The organism is Acinetobacter sp. 25-47-122, assembly GCF_056779695.1.
Window position 1 is genome coordinate 30,302 of sequence record NZ_JBWYIJ010000009.1, and the last position, 13,933, is coordinate 44,234.

General features: G+C 37.9%; 19 protein-coding genes. 2 read left to right on the forward strand and 17 right to left on the reverse strand.

What is annotated here, in order from left to right; translation table 11 throughout:
• Window positions 1-59: 59 nt before the first annotated feature.
• The 3 genes from AC1M9P_RS09475 to AC1M9P_RS09485 form a co-directional block, all read right to left on the reverse strand.
• Window positions 60-791, reverse strand: a complete 732-nt coding sequence (locus AC1M9P_RS09475; protein ID WP_481587435.1) for a hypothetical protein — start codon at window positions 789-791, stop codon at window positions 60-62.
• A gap of 75 nt (window positions 792-866) precedes the next feature.
• Complete coding sequence (locus tag AC1M9P_RS09480) at window positions 867-1,679, reverse strand: BRO-N domain-containing protein (RefSeq protein WP_481587436.1); 813 nt, start codon at window positions 1,677-1,679, stop codon at window positions 867-869.
• 78 nt (window positions 1,680-1,757) lie between these two features.
• Entirely contained in the window at window positions 1,758-1,943 is a 186-nt protein-coding gene (locus tag AC1M9P_RS09485) for a hypothetical protein (RefSeq protein WP_481587437.1), read from the reverse strand.
• Window positions 1,944-2,013: 70 nt separating this feature from the next.
• Here AC1M9P_RS09485 and AC1M9P_RS09490 point away from each other — a divergent pair, with 70 nt between their 5' ends.
• Window positions 2,014-2,505, forward strand: a complete 492-nt coding sequence (locus AC1M9P_RS09490) for a helix-turn-helix domain-containing protein (protein ID WP_481587438.1) — start codon at window positions 2,014-2,016, stop codon at window positions 2,503-2,505.
• A 332-nt stretch (window positions 2,506-2,837) separates the two neighbouring features.
• Window positions 2,838-3,761 (forward strand): hypothetical protein, encoded by a 924-nt coding sequence (locus tag AC1M9P_RS09495; RefSeq protein ID WP_481587439.1) that lies wholly within the window; start codon window positions 2,838-2,840, stop codon window positions 3,759-3,761.
• A 48-nt stretch (window positions 3,762-3,809) separates the two neighbouring features.
• On the opposite strand, the gene AC1M9P_RS09500 is transcribed toward AC1M9P_RS09495, so the two are convergent.
• The 14 genes from AC1M9P_RS09500 to AC1M9P_RS09565 all read right to left on the reverse strand — a co-directional run bounded on the left by AC1M9P_RS09500 (window position 3,810) and on the right by AC1M9P_RS09565 (window position 13,933).
• On the reverse strand, window positions 3,810-4,577 hold the full coding sequence (locus tag AC1M9P_RS09500) for a hypothetical protein (protein ID WP_481587440.1): 768 nt from the start codon (window positions 4,575-4,577) through the stop codon (window positions 3,810-3,812).
• A gap of 201 nt (window positions 4,578-4,778) precedes the next feature.
• Entirely contained in the window at window positions 4,779-5,852 is a 1,074-nt protein-coding gene (locus tag AC1M9P_RS09505; protein WP_481587441.1) for a RelA/SpoT domain-containing protein, read from the reverse strand.
• 496 nt (window positions 5,853-6,348) lie between these two features.
• Window positions 6,349-6,783, reverse strand: coding sequence for a hypothetical protein (locus AC1M9P_RS09510; RefSeq protein ID WP_481587442.1), 435 nt, complete (start codon window positions 6,781-6,783; stop codon window positions 6,349-6,351).
• 38 nt (window positions 6,784-6,821) lie between these two features.
• Complete coding sequence (locus AC1M9P_RS09515) at window positions 6,822-7,736, reverse strand: phage tail tube protein (RefSeq protein ID WP_481587443.1); 915 nt, start codon at window positions 7,734-7,736, stop codon at window positions 6,822-6,824.
• A gap of 63 nt (window positions 7,737-7,799) precedes the next feature.
• Window positions 7,800-8,270, reverse strand: coding sequence for a hypothetical protein (locus AC1M9P_RS09520; RefSeq protein ID WP_481587444.1), 471 nt, complete (start codon window positions 8,268-8,270; stop codon window positions 7,800-7,802).
• Window positions 8,267-8,644, reverse strand: a complete 378-nt coding sequence (locus tag AC1M9P_RS09525) for a hypothetical protein (protein ID WP_481587534.1) — start codon at window positions 8,642-8,644, stop codon at window positions 8,267-8,269. Before AC1M9P_RS09525 ends, AC1M9P_RS09520 begins: the two co-directional genes overlap by 4 nt.
• Window positions 8,644-9,021 (reverse strand): hypothetical protein, encoded by a 378-nt coding sequence (locus tag AC1M9P_RS09530; protein WP_481587445.1) that lies wholly within the window; start codon window positions 9,019-9,021, stop codon window positions 8,644-8,646. The genes AC1M9P_RS09525 and AC1M9P_RS09530 overlap by 1 nt, the downstream gene beginning before the upstream one ends.
• A complete protein-coding gene (locus AC1M9P_RS09535) occupies window positions 9,014-9,400 on the reverse strand; it encodes a hypothetical protein (protein ID WP_481587446.1) in 387 nt (128 codons plus the stop codon). Before AC1M9P_RS09535 ends, AC1M9P_RS09530 begins: the two co-directional genes overlap by 8 nt.
• A complete protein-coding gene (locus tag AC1M9P_RS09540) occupies window positions 9,397-9,780 on the reverse strand; it encodes a hypothetical protein (RefSeq protein WP_481587447.1) in 384 nt (127 codons plus the stop codon). The genes AC1M9P_RS09535 and AC1M9P_RS09540 overlap by 4 nt, the downstream gene beginning before the upstream one ends.
• A 7-nt stretch (window positions 9,781-9,787) precedes the next feature.
• Window positions 9,788-10,264: a hypothetical protein gene (locus AC1M9P_RS09545; RefSeq protein WP_481587448.1), complete on the reverse strand. Its 477-nt coding sequence runs from the start codon at window positions 10,262-10,264 to the stop codon at window positions 9,788-9,790.
• A 38-nt stretch (window positions 10,265-10,302) separates the two neighbouring features.
• A complete protein-coding gene (locus AC1M9P_RS09550) occupies window positions 10,303-11,250 on the reverse strand; it encodes a major capsid protein (RefSeq protein ID WP_481587449.1) in 948 nt (315 codons plus the stop codon).
• A 9-nt stretch (window positions 11,251-11,259) separates the two neighbouring features.
• Complete coding sequence (locus AC1M9P_RS09555; RefSeq protein ID WP_481587450.1) at window positions 11,260-12,024, reverse strand: DUF6651 domain-containing protein; 765 nt, start codon at window positions 12,022-12,024, stop codon at window positions 11,260-11,262.
• A 123-nt stretch (window positions 12,025-12,147) separates the two neighbouring features.
• The gene (locus tag AC1M9P_RS09560) at window positions 12,148-13,278 is read right to left on the reverse strand and encodes a minor capsid protein (protein ID WP_481587451.1); all 1,131 of its coding nucleotides are present in this window, start codon (window positions 13,276-13,278) and stop codon (window positions 12,148-12,150) included.
• Window positions 13,279-13,288: 10 nt separating this feature from the next.
• Window positions 13,289-13,933 carry a hypothetical protein gene (locus AC1M9P_RS09565; protein WP_481587452.1) on the reverse strand — a complete coding sequence of 215 codons (645 nt, stop codon included), beginning with the start codon at window positions 13,931-13,933 and terminating at the stop codon, window positions 13,289-13,291.

The window sequence follows — 13,933 nt, forward strand, 5'->3', positions numbered from 1 at the left end:
ACCCCGACTAAGCGGGGTTATGAATTTCTAAATTTTAATACACTGTGCGTATTTTACTTTCATTTGGTTGGGAATGGTGACTTTCCATAAATCCTAAGAATACCATTCTCTTTATCTATAAAAATCCTTTGGATTATTACACCAGCATTATTGCTAGATATTTTGTGATAAATATCTATTGTCTTAGCCTCATTAAAGTCAGCTTGGTAGTTTGCAACTTTTCTATCATAAAGCAGTGGCTTCAACTCTCCATTATTAACTCTATAGCCAATAATAGAATCTTTTTTTACTGCTAGAGATTTCCCTAAGTCGCCGCTAAAATCCTCACCCTCATTTAAGTCATAAATACTTGTCTTAAGTTTGAAGTTATTTAGATCTATTGAATAGCTACTATTAAAAAAACCCTTTTTTATGTTTGGATATTTGTAACCACTAATACTATAAAGATGAGGGTTTAAATCAAACTCACTAAATCTAGCTAGCGCCCCACTATAACTACTACTCTTTATTTCAGCCATATTCCCATCATAAGTGGCAGAAAAATCCGCGCATTGGATTTTAAACTTTTTATTTTTACTTCTTATTGAATCGCCAATCTCGGTATATTTTGGTGGATTTGGAAATACACCAGGATCATTCCAGTAAGCGCCAAAATTGAGCTTATTATCTATGACTGTATTAAGACTTAACTTAACATCATCACAGTTCACTTTAATTAATGGTAAATTTGGACTGGCAATAACATTGGTTGCCGTAAACCCCAACATCCCCGCAATTAATATTTTTTTCATGTATTTATCCCTTTAAGTAAACACAAGATACTAACAATCCGATCAAAAGAAAACCACCCGAAGGTGGTTCTTGTCTTATTTAGAATTTCGCTCTTTTAGAAAATGCCTTCCTACGCGCAACGTATCTGTTCCGTACAGTAAGTCCAGCAAACTATCAAAACGCTTAGTAAATTCAGCAATATCCATTGTTGGGTAGAAGCCTGGTGGAAGTGGCATTGCAGTCAGCACACCGTTACGAGTAGATACATGCCAAGAATCATACCGTGAGTTGTTAAATTCCTGATTAATCTGTTCAGCAACTTGAATAACTTCTTGTGGATAAGGTAAGGCTTTAACTTCTTGCTTTTCAGCCTTCGCTTTTATATCCATTGTTTCCAGATAATGAACAGCCTCTGGAAAATGAATTTCTAAAAGCTCTGCATAACGCGGAATTTTAAAATGTCGATTATGACGACTCCACATTTCAGCAAAGATTTTACGTTCACCACCAGAACGACGGGCTACGATCTCATGCAGTAATGCCTGTTGCTCTGGTGAAATGGATTGGCGACTCTCAAGCTGCTTGGTAACAACTTCACGATCCAAAACATCCAGCACCCACTTACGAAATTGTTTGGCGATTGCTGTTCTTGAAAGCATTGCTATTAAATGACAGCCACGCAAAGAAAACACTCGAACCTCACGAGCTTGACCCTGCAACGTCAATTTGACGTTACGGGTCATACTTCCTGTGAATTCATCTGAGTTACGCTCAAAAATCTTATTGACTGCATCTTCACGCGAATAACCTAGAGCTTGACCAAGCTCACGTGAAGTAATCCATGCTTGATTGTCCTGCTGAACAGGTGTGAAATTTACATCGTTAAAACTTAATGTTAAACTTGTCATACGTTTATATCCTTTGTGATAGCAACTAAACCTTGCGAAATGTGGTAGTGGAGCAAGGTTTTTTTGTGCCTGTTAATTTCATGCTTTCGCTTCATCTGTGATAGATTTTGTGATATTTTTTGATTGTTTTTGATAGTACAGCCCCTCATTTTTTAGGGCGGTTATAAGAAAATGACGAAACTGACCACGTGTTGTGCGGTTTTCCTTCTCTGCAGTTGCTTTAACGATATTAGCCAGCTCGTCTTCAACGCTAAATGTATACATTCAACAATCTCTCTTTTTGATTATTTATGAGAGGTTATGATAGTTTTAAATATTGGTCAATAGGTTTTTTATGAAAGATTCATTTGCTTCCAGATTGAAATATTTTCGAGTAGTGAAAAATCTCACTCAGCAGGAATTAGCCAATAAATCAGGTGTTAGTAGAAAACAGATTTCTGATTTAGAGCTAGGTATTCAAAAAAATCCAAGAGAATCGACCAAGATAAAGCTGGCTAAGGCTCTTGATATAGATATTCTTAATTTGCTTTCTGATATTGAGCCCACTTTAGCTATTGATCCCTCAGAACTTACTGAAGTAATTGAGCTTAATTTAAGCGATTTTCCTGCAGAACTAATTGATCTCGTTAATCAACGCACTGAGAGCTCTGGAAGAACTTTTAATGAAGAGCTTAATCTAATTCTCATTGAAGCAATTTCTCATGCGATAAATAAAGCCAAGCAAGATGATATAGCTTCAAAAGAAAATAATGTTGCTTCACGTATTGCTACTCTTGAGAAACAATTTGCAGAATTTAGAAATGCCCAGATAAAAAATAACCATTAAAAGTAAGTCATCGCTGACTTAGCAACAATCAATAATATGGAATTACTTAATGAAAAATATAATCGTAATTATTATCCTGTTTATACTTGTATATGTGGTTGCTTCAGGGAATATGCCTTCTTTAGTCGAGTTAGGACACTCACTAGCTAAACATATATTCCCCCCTATGAAACAACCTTAATAACCCCTTAGGTTGATTCATCTAGAACCTCAAACTGAATGTCAAGACTCTAATCTGAGCCTTGACTTCCGGCCTCAATTTGAGGCCCTGACTACAACTAGCCACAACCTCATTTTAGGATTGTGAACGCCATTACTACTTAATAACAAATATGAAATTTTCTTTTAACTTTGACTTGGCTGTTATCCTTTCATTCTTTACTGGTTATCTATACTGGTGTGGTTACTGGTATCAATATGGCTACACCAGCTTCTTCAATTATCCAATTACCCCTTATGAATTACCTTTAATAGCCACCATAATACAAGGCCTGTTAATTTCTATTGAGGGGACATTATACTTAACCCTCTCATTTATTTTGATAGCATTTTTAAGTGGGTTTTCTTCAAAGCAATGGGATTTTGGCATTACAAAATTAAGTGCTTGGTGTGCAAACTTCATTATTCTTGTTTATTTTATAGTCTCTAAGCGCTTTAGCCCATTTCTAGAAACCATAATCGCAAAAATAATTTCTAGGTTCTACATGCAATTCCAGAACCCTAATCCTCAGGATATGGAAGCTAATAATCATGTACCAGCCCATCATTTAAATATACAAAACTCAAAGTGGGCGAGATTTAAAAGATGGATTATTACACTCAATCAGGATTCAAAAACTTATACAAACCAAGTAATGTTTGAGCAAAATATGACCACGGAAGCAATTTCATACCAAATTTATGGGCGTGATAAACGCACATCCGAGGCTCAAAATGTTTTAAAAATAGTTCTATATTTTATGGTTATATTTCTTATTCTTCATTTACTGGTGTGGATATTCCAAAGCGGGGCTAAAGCAATTAATCTTGGATACCAGGACGCTCAATTGAATTATGTGTACACCTTTTCACCTCAAAACAAGAATTCAGCACCAATCTTCCCTTTGGTTAGCTCAAAAACTAAACCTGAGTTAAAGGGCTATCATATGACAGATTTCTGCATACAAGGATCCTGCTTACTAGTAAATAAACACAAAAATATTCAAACTTTTAAAATAGATGATTTGGTCATCAAAAATAGGCCAAATTTGGATTAAAAAAGCACCCTAAGGTGCTTCTTTAAGTAAATTTCAAAACTATGGGAGTTACTGTTTTGTTCCTAAGTACAGTACTGCGTTCTGCCTATTGCTATTTTCTGCCACTGCATAAAGTGATTTAATTGATGAATCATAATAAACCACGCCCTTTACAGACTGTCCCGCTAAGAGACAAGGTGAATAACCAAAAGCTAAATCAACATTGTAGTAAGGTGCATTTTCTTCAACTGCAATTTTCCCCGTGAACGTACAGCCACTTTGTCCCTTACCTGAAATCACACCCGTATTTGAAATTGTTAAGGTTGCTTCTTCAATACCTTCAACAATCGCTGATTGACCTATGTAAGAGCCTGTGATTGTCGTCAGATTGGATACCGTATTATTTAAATCAGCGTCATATAGGGTGTCAAATGTAACCTTATTTGAAGGCGTATAAGTGATCGTTCCATTTAGGCTCTTTTTAGTTTCAAAAGTACCATTAATAGATGTGTCGTAAACTGCACTACCACCAAAATAAAAATCTTTCCCTTTATTCGCTTTTACTGTGTTACCAGAAACAGTTAAGTCACCAGTCATGAAGCCAGTAATTCCGTTAGAATAAGGTGGTGTATATAGAAACCAGAATTTATTATTTTTATCTACCAACCCAATAACATTCTGCGCTTGATTGGTCTTGCCGGTGTAAACACCATTGATTTCAGCATTAGCTACAGGTGTTTTATCTCCCTCATTATTAGAAGAAGATGAATTACCCCCGCCACCACCGCAAGCAGTCAATGCTAAAGTTAATAAACCCAATCCAATTACTTTTTTCATGGTTATATCCAAGTTGTTATAAAGTTCCCGCGAACTTTAACCAACTCAAAAACTTTAATCAATCAGGGCAGCCTTAGCCACCCAAAATAAAACCAAACCCAATCACCCCTGCAACTAATAATCTTTTCATATGAATACCTTCTTATAAGTAACCACAAGATACTAATTCCAGCACTAAAAAACCACCCGAAGGTGGCTGTTTTAAGCATCCAAATACTTCTTAAATGCTGACTGCATCTCTTTGATGAATTGATTAGTATCCAAGAAGTAGTTTGGATAAGCTTTTTTAATCGCCTTTAAATCACCCACAGATACCAATACAACATCTACATCTGGATTACCTTTAACTTTAGCCTCAAGTGATGCATAAAAAGTCTTGGCTAAGTCTTCTTGATTTTTGGAAAAAGGCATTACATCCACCTTCCAAGCTTCTTCGTCTCTATATAACCTTAAAATATGATATGCATACTTACTATTAGAGGTTGACTCAATGTGCTTAGCTGTAATTGCAATTCCCTTGAGCTTCTTGAAGATTTGCAGCTTTTCTTCAATTTCTTTTGCTTGATGCGCAATCTCATTTGGGGTGAGTTCTGCAAATTCCAGTAGCATCGGTGTTTGCTCTTTTATTGAAAATAGTGCGCTGCTCAACTTAAAAAAATGCTTATGATCTTCAGAGCCAAAACCAGACTTTATAGATGCTTTTTCAATTACCCCAAGAGTCTCTACAGCTGTTGCCCATGAGTGCTGTAATTTAGTCCTTATTTGCAACTCAATACTTAAGCCATCCAGCTCTGTGTGATCTCTACTCTTGTAAATAAATATCTGATGCAGGCTACGATAACCATCAGGCTTTGGTTTTAGAATATAATCATCACAAGGGAGTTTTGGCTCATGGCTAAATCTTTTGTTTATATGGATCAAATCATTGTGCAGTCGATAAACATCCTGAATGCTAGGCAAAATCACCCTTAACCCACCAATGTCCTGCATTCGAGCCAAATTCATTCCAGGATATCGCTTCAATTTAGAGACAATTGATGGCAATCGCTTAAGTCTTTGCGCCACAGTTGAGTCTTTAAATTTCAACTCACCACATCTTCTTCTCAAGGTTTTTTGAAAAGTATCAATTGGGTATGTATGTAAAGAACGCCATGCGGTTAGCACTTTAAAGGCTTCTATTTTTTCAGCTTCACTAGCTTCTGAGCTGATTAAAGTATTGCCCGCTCGTCTTAAGACATTTGTACCCAGTACAACTATTTTTTCTGAGCCACTCATAACCAATACCTAGTATTTGATTTAGCTATGAGATTATCATATTTTTTAATTTGGTGTTTTCAATTTTTAATAAATTTATGTTTTTCTTCGTAAATTTAAGGATAATTTATTTAGTATAAAAACATAAAAAATAAAAAAAAGAAGAAACTAACTTACACTGATTTCTCACCCATCCTTTTAAACACCCCATCTAAAAACTTGTTATCCATCATCACAATGCAATCTACAAAAATGTGTAACTCACAAGGCGCTTCATAAATCTGTAGATACTGAGCAATTGCGCTCATATCAATAGGCAATGGTGTACCTTGCTCATAGTTTCTTGATCGAGCAATGATGTTGAAAGCATTTAAAATGAGATTTGCTGTATAAGAATATTCAGGCTTAGTGATTGGATCAGGTGTAGGCTGCCCTAAAGCTTCAGCGATTGCCTTGCGCTTTAGGTTGTCCTCGTTGGCTTCTTCTTCACTTTCGTACTGAATCCAGTCATAAAGACTTAAGACTTTCCCAGTGTTTCATCTCGATGCTTATCAGCCTCAAATTGAATCAACTCAGATTGCGTTTTAACAAAAGCCCAAATTTGTGGACCAATGTCACCTAAGTTAAAAAGCTTCATTGCATTTTCAGCCGAATAAGGCACTTCAATAACTTCGCCATTTTCTTTAAGTGCTACGCCTTTCCAGTCTTCAATGAGATGACATGCAGCAGCATCAAGATGAAGCTCATGAAGTAATCGATCACTAGCACTCGCCTTGGTGACATCAAAACCTTTTGAAGATACCTGATTGTGCGCACGCTCAATTGCAACCTGATAAGCAGGATATGCAGCACCACGAATTTTGAATTCAGCTAATACGTTACCTTCAGCATCTTTATATTCTTTCCATAAAGACACATTTTTACTTTCTTTAATCTCAACAACTAAAGCCATATAGACCTCAAAAAAATACCGCCCGAAGGCGGTGTGAATTATGCTTTCGGTGTGCGAACAAGAGTTGGCGCTTGTTCAACGGTTTTGTATTCAAAAGTAGTAGAAATCTGATCAGTTTTAGACCCAGTTGCCAGAGGTGCTGTTAATTCAGCTTTTGGAATAGTGAGCGTGTAAGCATTACCATCAGCATCAGTAATTGGGATAACAATGGTGACCGGAGTATTTACAAATTGCTTTTCATACATTTCAGCAGCTTTAGCGCTCCATGCTACTGTTAGATTTCCTGAGCCTTTTGCGCTTGTTTCAATGAGGCTTTCAATTGTCAAGCCTGAGCCTAAGCACTCTTGCGGTGTGATGCCATTTTCCCAGTTGAACGAGAATGCAGACACACACGCCACACCTTTTGTAGATACACCATCAATTAGGATTTCACCCACTGACACATTGGATAGTTTTTTGCTTGTTGAAGCAGCTGTTACTGAACCTACTGGCAATGTGTTCGATGGGGTACGCTTTTTGCCCATGAATCCAAAGCTAAATTTGATCATGCCCTTAGCTGGAATATCGATGCCGAACGTATTTACGTGCATACCTGCAAATGTGTGGTAATTCGCAATATCGGAATAACCCCACAGAATACTGAAAGACTGTCGAAGAATTCCGCCGAATGTTAGTGTATTCGTAGCCCAGTTATTAAATGCTGCGGCTGCAATCAAATCATCAAACGCTCCATATCGAGCCTCAACGTTAATATCACCATCATAAGTTGCACCAACCACAGCAGAGGCTTCATCCAGTCTTGAATCTACAACGGATTGAGATTCTTCTTTCTCTGGTGTTTGATTTAATGAGCAGTCAATAAATGGCAGGGTTTGTCTTGCAAAAGGTGTTGGCGTTGTGCCATTGACTGTTTCTTTGGCAATTTGAAGTATTTGTTTAGCACCACTAGACATGGCAATCTCCTAATTTTAGGCGTAAAAAAACCGCCATGTAGGCGGTGGAATAAAGTGTTTAAGCTAATTCACTCGGAACTCAGCTCTAATAATTCGACCCAAGAAATTAGGGTCATCGATACGTGCTGGTGCGTGGACTGTATGAATCTCCAGATCGTCTTCACTAAATGATTGCAAGAGTAGCAACCACTCATCACATAGATTTAATAGTGGTAGAGTTCCTGAACTAAGTGGTGCAAAACACTGAATCTGAATTAATCCGTTATGCCTAACCAGTGGGTTGTCTGCTAGTTCAGCCACCAAGCTATTCGCATAATCTATATACACTTTGCACCACAATTTATTTTTAGGCGGTGTGTATGGTGGTGAATTTTCATATACAACATCAATATCGGGCTGACCTGTTTCAACTTTACCCAAAGGCTCAGTTTGACCAATCAGGTGAATATCAGCACCTGCCATGTATTTACTTCGATCAATAAATTGACCTATTCGAGTGTAAATCACACGCTCAGCTTGGCTTAGTGTCATCATTTTACATTTCTCATATTCATGAATGCGATTGAGTAAACACCTTTGGATGCTTGATCAGACCATCCATTTTCAAGCCTTACCGCGTAAGGCGCATTGTTTTGAATATACAACTTATCACCGAGCTTAAATTTCACAATTTTGGCGCTTTCTTTGGCTATCGTGCTTTGACCACCCAAATCTTTAAGGTTTTCATCAAATGTGTGATCTTCCTTGTTGATTGAAATTAGATGATTGCCACGATATGCACCATCCATAATGGGCGATCCAACCACAACCGATTGTAGACCAACACCTGCAATCTTCTTCACATGCTCTTCGCTTTCTTCAATTACATCTAAAGCAAATTGTGTGGGCTTATAACCTTTCCAGCTCATTACACTGTAACCTTGCGTATCTGCACAAGCCATGTTGCATCCGCAGCATCAGGCGAAACATTTATCACTCTAAAATCACCTTTTGGAGTTTCCCAAATATCACCAATTTTCGGTTCTTCTGTAACTTCGTTCTGCAGCACAATCGATTTGCAATCATCAACTAGATAGTCAGAAGGCTTTGACAAATCCTTCAGGTAATTGCCAAACAATACACCTCGACCTGTGTAAGTCTCGGTTTCTTGGTTTTCATATTGACCAGTAATTGGATTCCATCGACCACTTGAAATTATTCTTGTGCATGAAAAAGGGTGAGTTGCATCGATTAATTTGCTATCTAATGCTTTGGCGAGTTTGGATTGAATTTTGTATTTAATCATGACCCAAACTCCAATCATATAGATAAAATAAATCTTGCGTGATGAGCTGAATTGAATACGCTTCAAACTCAACACTCGGGTTTTCTTCACCCATTCTCTTTTTAATTTCTTGCCATATATGCACCGCTTCGTGCGTTAGAAGACTGTGAATCTGATTTATTGTCCAATCGGTCTGACTGCTAATTTGCACTATTGCAGAATCATCTGGTAGGAAATTCACTCTTGCGCTTGCACCACCCTCAAGAAACTCAAATAGTTTCGGCTTACATGTCATCTTTAACAGCAATTTGTCAAGCTGCTCTTGATTTGTGACTAGCGTGTAGCGCATGTGTTGAAACGGCGTCTCGTGCCAAGCTGGTAGGCGTAATTTTTTGGTCATCGATACACCTCAAAACCAAAGCCATTCGACTTATTCGGATTCTCAAGATCAACAGACTGAATCAATGCTTTGGCGATTTGCTCATATCGAGTTACAACAACTGAACCCTCGGCAAATGTTTCACTCACCGACACACCGTTGGCATTAACCGTTTCGCTTACCGTTTGACGATCTACACCGACAAATAGTGCTTCATCAATGATGCCACGAACAATTTCAGCAGCAGCCAATGTAAGATTCTCATCAATTGACTCAGGAACAAAACCAATCTGATTTTTCATCCAAGCATTAGCAAGAATCAAGTTTTGAGCTTTATCACTGGAGATTTCAAACGGTGTTCCAATGATTTGAAGCGCTTGTTGTTCTGTAATAAAGCTCATGTCTCACCTATTTTTTCTTTGTTTCTTTGGTTGTTGTTGCATCTGTATTTTCAGACAGCAAATCACCAGTTGTACCTGCATTTTTAATAGCAACAAATTCAGCTTGGGATGCAGCTAACTGCTCTTCGAGTTCTTTTACTTTTAGAGCTAAAGCATCACGCTCAGTTTTAATGCCTTCAATTTCAGCTTTTAAGGCTTCATTTTCAGCAACAACTTTTTCGCATTCAGCTTTAGCATCATCGATTGTTTTTTGAAGCTCGGGTGCGATTTCAGCATTCAATTGAACAGTGATTTTATTCACTTTGGGTAATTCACGCACCTCGACATCAATACCTAGCGACTCGTAATCAGCTTTAATTTTCGGGTAATCACCATAAATAATTACCGCTTCAGCAGATGGGTTTGGTTTGTCGTAGTAGTCTGGATTCTGAAATGAACCCAACTCGTCAATACCTGAGCTTTTTTTTGCATAGATAATTTTCAATTCTGTCTCCAAAAAAGAAAGAGGGCCTAAGCCCTCCTTTATGGTGTACCTGATAAATCAAGCAATGTGCCAGCAGTCATCTTGTTGCTTGTAGCATGTTTAATCCAGTTAGCATCAGCACCCAATAGCGCCAATGTTGGGTTGGATCCTTTCGAGGTATCCCATGAATAACCCATGATATCTAAATTAAAGACACCTTCTGCACGCATACCTATTGCAAGGTTCTCTTCATCATTGATGTCGTAGGCACGGAAACCAGGTGCTTGCGATTCGGTCACCGTCAATGCGCCAGCTTGCAGACCAAAGGCATCATTGTCACCAACCAAGTCAGTCACCAAAACTGGTTTACCTAGCGTTCCAGGTACCCCACCATAAATAACAATCTCAGATTCACCATAAACCTGATTTGTAAGAGCTTCATCAACAATATCGAAATACGTATCAGAGTTCATAACCCAGAGTGAAATGCGTCCAAACTTGTCACCAAATTTACGCATACCTCGAGTTAAAGCTTTGCGACCATCAACAGCAATGCTTCCAGCAGCAATCATGTCAGGATTACTACTAATTGCTGCCTTTAAAGCAGTCAAACCGTATTGAAGACGCCCAGCAACCAACGCGTCAGCAAGATCTTGACCAACGATTTCAGCAAACTCTGCTGGTGAGCGTGCGCGACGCTTAAAAGCCTCTTCGGTTGAAGCATATGGACCATATTTAAATGGAATTTTTACACCTACTGATTCACCAGCACCAATCTTCTTCGGTGTAACTTTTGCCTGCGAATTCACGTCACGATGCTCGATACTTCCACCAACGCGATAAAACGACTCTTGTTTAAAGTCGCCTTGGATTATTTCATTCACATAGCGGATTGCACCGTTTGATGCTTGGTTAAATACATTTAGATTGTCCTGTAGGCGCTCTAAGTATGCTGTTTGCGCCAACTGATTGTAGACAATCATGTCACTATTAACTGTAGTCGTCATTTCGACTCCTTATTTTGGAAGTTTTAAATATGATTCCTGACCATGCTGACGAATGTAGTCTGCTTTAGCATCAGCATTCATCTCACTGCGTTTAAAGCCAGAATTTGATCCACCACCACCCTGATAACCACCGCCTTGAGCCTGATTACCCTTTAGAATTGAATCCTTGAATGGACATCCACCAACCAAAGTCTCTAAAGCTTCATCAAAGTCGGCAACTTCACCTGGTCGTGAGCGTGAGTAAATTTTTTGACCATCAGCACCGTAAGCCACAACTTTTCCATCTTCGATTTTAAAGTTTTTGCCGAAAGTGGCTTGAACCATCTCGCGTGGCGCTGCAATTTTTTCTTCTATGAACTTAGAACGTAAGAATCCACCACCGATTAGCTCTTGGTAATAATCGTTTTCGACTTTTTCCAACTTTTGAACCACTGGAGCGTATTTTTCTTCAACAGCCTTGATTGCTTCAGCTTTGATTTTTTCGACTTCACCTGCATCCACAAGTTTTTTGTCATCAAAATTTTTCAAAGTTTCTAAAGCTTTTTTTGCAGCCGCTGGATCTTCAATACCTTCAAAGTTTTTAAGTTGAGCAAGCGCCTGTTCTTTTGCTTCACGATGTGTTTTCGCTTCCGCATTTAGTGAGCTAATTTTTTGCATTGCTGAGCCAGCATCAAACCCCACTTCTTTACCATCGTCATGCACAAAGATTGGTAAGCCTTGTCCATCTACTTCTGCATACGTTTTGCCATCGATTTGTGTCGTTTTAAGTTTCATTGGTATCCACCATAATTATGAGCATCCGCTCGGTTGCGCCCTATTCATCCGAATTTCAGGCAATAAAAAAGCACCCGAAGGTGCATGTTGAGAATTTGGTTTGTTTAATCTGTTGTCATGGACTTAAGCCGCATTTAATACTCGGTTAAAAGTTTCCCCATCCATTTCTTCAAGCTCAGCCAATGTGTAACCACGCTTATTTAATGGGTCGGCAAACTTATCGATAGAATAGTTGCCTTCCTTGTAAAGTTGGTATTTTGATTTACCAAGCCACTTGCGCTTAAAGAAATCATCTTGCTCTTCAAACCAATCTTTAAAGGTGGTATTTGCATCTACCTGACCAATAATGCCATCACGTTGATCTTTCGGAATATCTTTAACTTTTCTCTCATCTGCAACAAAAGGACGCTTTCCGAAAATCTTGCCTTCAGCATCACAACCAACATAAGTGGTTCTATTATTAGGGTGAACAGGAAATCTAGGCCGTTTTGGATCATCAATTGCAAACACTTTGCCATCAATTGATGCGCAATACTTGCATGTCCTACCATCCAATGTGGAGACAACTCTTACATGTGTGTATCCAAGGGCTTTATATGTATCAATATATGCTGCATTCGACACATGACTTCGAGCTGTTCTTACCTGTCTTTCAATGCTTGATCGAGATGTGTGAAGCACACCATCTTTATAATCTAAAGACTTTCGACCTTTAATTCGCTGAACAATCTGCTGATTGGTTTGACCTTGCGAAATACCATCACGAATAATGAATTCAACTTTCTTTCTTAGTGAATCCGCAATATCGGCAAATAGATAATCAACTAAAGCACCGCCAGCAAAGGGAATTTCTTTAGCCCTACTTAAAACCTCAGCGCCTTTTACGACTGCTGCTGTTTCACCTGCAATTTTGGCAACGTAAGATGCTTCGTAAATTGCTAGTTCTAATGCTGTTTTATTAAATTGCCCACTTAGGTCAACATCGATGGATTTAAACCACTCATTCAGAATGGTTTTAATTTCCTCAATGTTCTTTGAAGCCTTTGCTTTACTCGCAAAATTAAGTGATTTCAGCGCATTTCGTTCTGAATCTGATAAATCTTCAAGCAACTCTGCCAAACGCTGTAATTTCGCATTTGAGAGAGAATTGAAGTGCTTGATTAATTCATTTACTGATTGTGATGAAGCTCGGTATAGATAAGCGTTGTGCTGACTCAACGCATTGACCAAGGCTTTTTGCGTTGAGATGCTCATGTGTTACCTATTAAACATTTAAAACCATAAATTTTTGTAAATAATTAACAAAAGCATTAGCAAACTTAGATCTTTCAATTCCTGCTTGATTAATCTTGAACAACATTTCATTCAATGTTGAATCGTTTCTAACTTCTAATCGAATGAAGTTGTGATAATTAACATTAAGATTATATTGCTTATTAAAAGTCTCGAGGTACTCACTAAGATTTTTTATTTGATTATTTAAATCTGTCTTAAACTTTATAGATTCTTCATCCTGTTCTGCAAGTTGATCTTTTAATTCGCTTAACTTGGCTAAAATACTATTAAAGCCTGAATTAAAATCTGCAATATCAAATTTATTGGTAGATGGATACAAACCTAAATAGGGAATTATTTCAATGAGTTTAGATTTAATTTCACTACTTACCCTTTCATTTTTTAATGCGCGATGCTGCAGTCTCCAATCACTATATAACGTCGCCGCTATAGCTGGAGCCAAGAAATAAGCCGTTAAAGTAATTGTATTATTAAAAATGCTATAAGCCTTTTCGGGGTCAAAATAAGGCCCATCAGATTTAACACATACGCCAACAATAAAATGTAGGATTGAAAATATTACAACAATCCATATCCATTTATAATTTTCTATCTTTTTTTGAATATCACTCAT

What these genes read in the sequence shown, in the direction of transcription:
- AC1M9P_RS09535 (WP_481587446.1), bottom strand. Translation starts at nt 9,400, where the DNA reads ATGACCAAAAAATTACGCCTACCAGCTTGGCACGAGACGCCGTTTCAA.
- AC1M9P_RS09490 (WP_481587438.1), top strand. Translation starts at nt 2,014, where the DNA reads ATGAAAGATTCATTTGCTTCCAGATTGAAATATTTTCGAGTAGTGAAA.
- AC1M9P_RS09480 (WP_481587436.1), bottom strand. Translation starts at nt 1,679, where the DNA reads ATGACAAGTTTAACATTAAGTTTTAACGATGTAAATTTCACACCTGTT.
- AC1M9P_RS09475 (WP_481587435.1), bottom strand. Translation starts at nt 791, where the DNA reads ATGAAAAAAATATTAATTGCGGGGATGTTGGGGTTTACGGCAACCAAT.
- AC1M9P_RS09505 (WP_481587441.1), bottom strand. Translation starts at nt 5,852, where the DNA reads ATGAGTGGCTCAGAAAAAATAGTTGTACTGGGTACAAATGTCTTAAGA.
- AC1M9P_RS09525 (WP_481587534.1), bottom strand. Translation starts at nt 8,644, where the DNA reads ATGAGCTGGAAAGGTTATAAGCCCACACAATTTGCTTTAGATGTAATT.
- AC1M9P_RS09520 (WP_481587444.1), bottom strand. Translation starts at nt 8,270, where the DNA reads ATGATGACACTAAGCCAAGCTGAGCGTGTGATTTACACTCGAATAGGT.
- AC1M9P_RS09555 (WP_481587450.1), bottom strand. Translation starts at nt 12,024, where the DNA reads ATGAAACTTAAAACGACACAAATCGATGGCAAAACGTATGCAGAAGTA.
- AC1M9P_RS09565 (WP_481587452.1), bottom strand. Translation starts at nt 13,933, where the DNA reads ATGAGTGATATTCAAAAAAAGATAGAAAATTATAAATGGATATGGATT.
- AC1M9P_RS09515 (WP_481587443.1), bottom strand. Translation starts at nt 7,736, where the DNA reads ATGTCTAGTGGTGCTAAACAAATACTTCAAATTGCCAAAGAAACAGTC.
- AC1M9P_RS09530 (WP_481587445.1), bottom strand. Translation starts at nt 9,021, where the DNA reads ATGATTAAATACAAAATTCAATCCAAACTCGCCAAAGCATTAGATAGC.
- AC1M9P_RS09485 (WP_481587437.1), bottom strand. Translation starts at nt 1,943, where the DNA reads ATGTATACATTTAGCGTTGAAGACGAGCTGGCTAATATCGTTAAAGCA.
- AC1M9P_RS09510 (WP_481587442.1), bottom strand. Translation starts at nt 6,783, where the DNA reads ATGGCTTTAGTTGTTGAGATTAAAGAAAGTAAAAATGTGTCTTTATGG.
- AC1M9P_RS09495 (WP_481587439.1), top strand. Translation starts at nt 2,838, where the DNA reads ATGAAATTTTCTTTTAACTTTGACTTGGCTGTTATCCTTTCATTCTTT.
- AC1M9P_RS09550 (WP_481587449.1), bottom strand. Translation starts at nt 11,250, where the DNA reads ATGACGACTACAGTTAATAGTGACATGATTGTCTACAATCAGTTGGCG.
- AC1M9P_RS09540 (WP_481587447.1), bottom strand. Translation starts at nt 9,780, where the DNA reads ATGAGCTTTATTACAGAACAACAAGCGCTTCAAATCATTGGAACACCG.
- AC1M9P_RS09560 (WP_481587451.1), bottom strand. Translation starts at nt 13,278, where the DNA reads ATGAGCATCTCAACGCAAAAAGCCTTGGTCAATGCGTTGAGTCAGCAC.
- AC1M9P_RS09500 (WP_481587440.1), bottom strand. Translation starts at nt 4,577, where the DNA reads ATGAAAAAAGTAATTGGATTGGGTTTATTAACTTTAGCATTGACTGCT.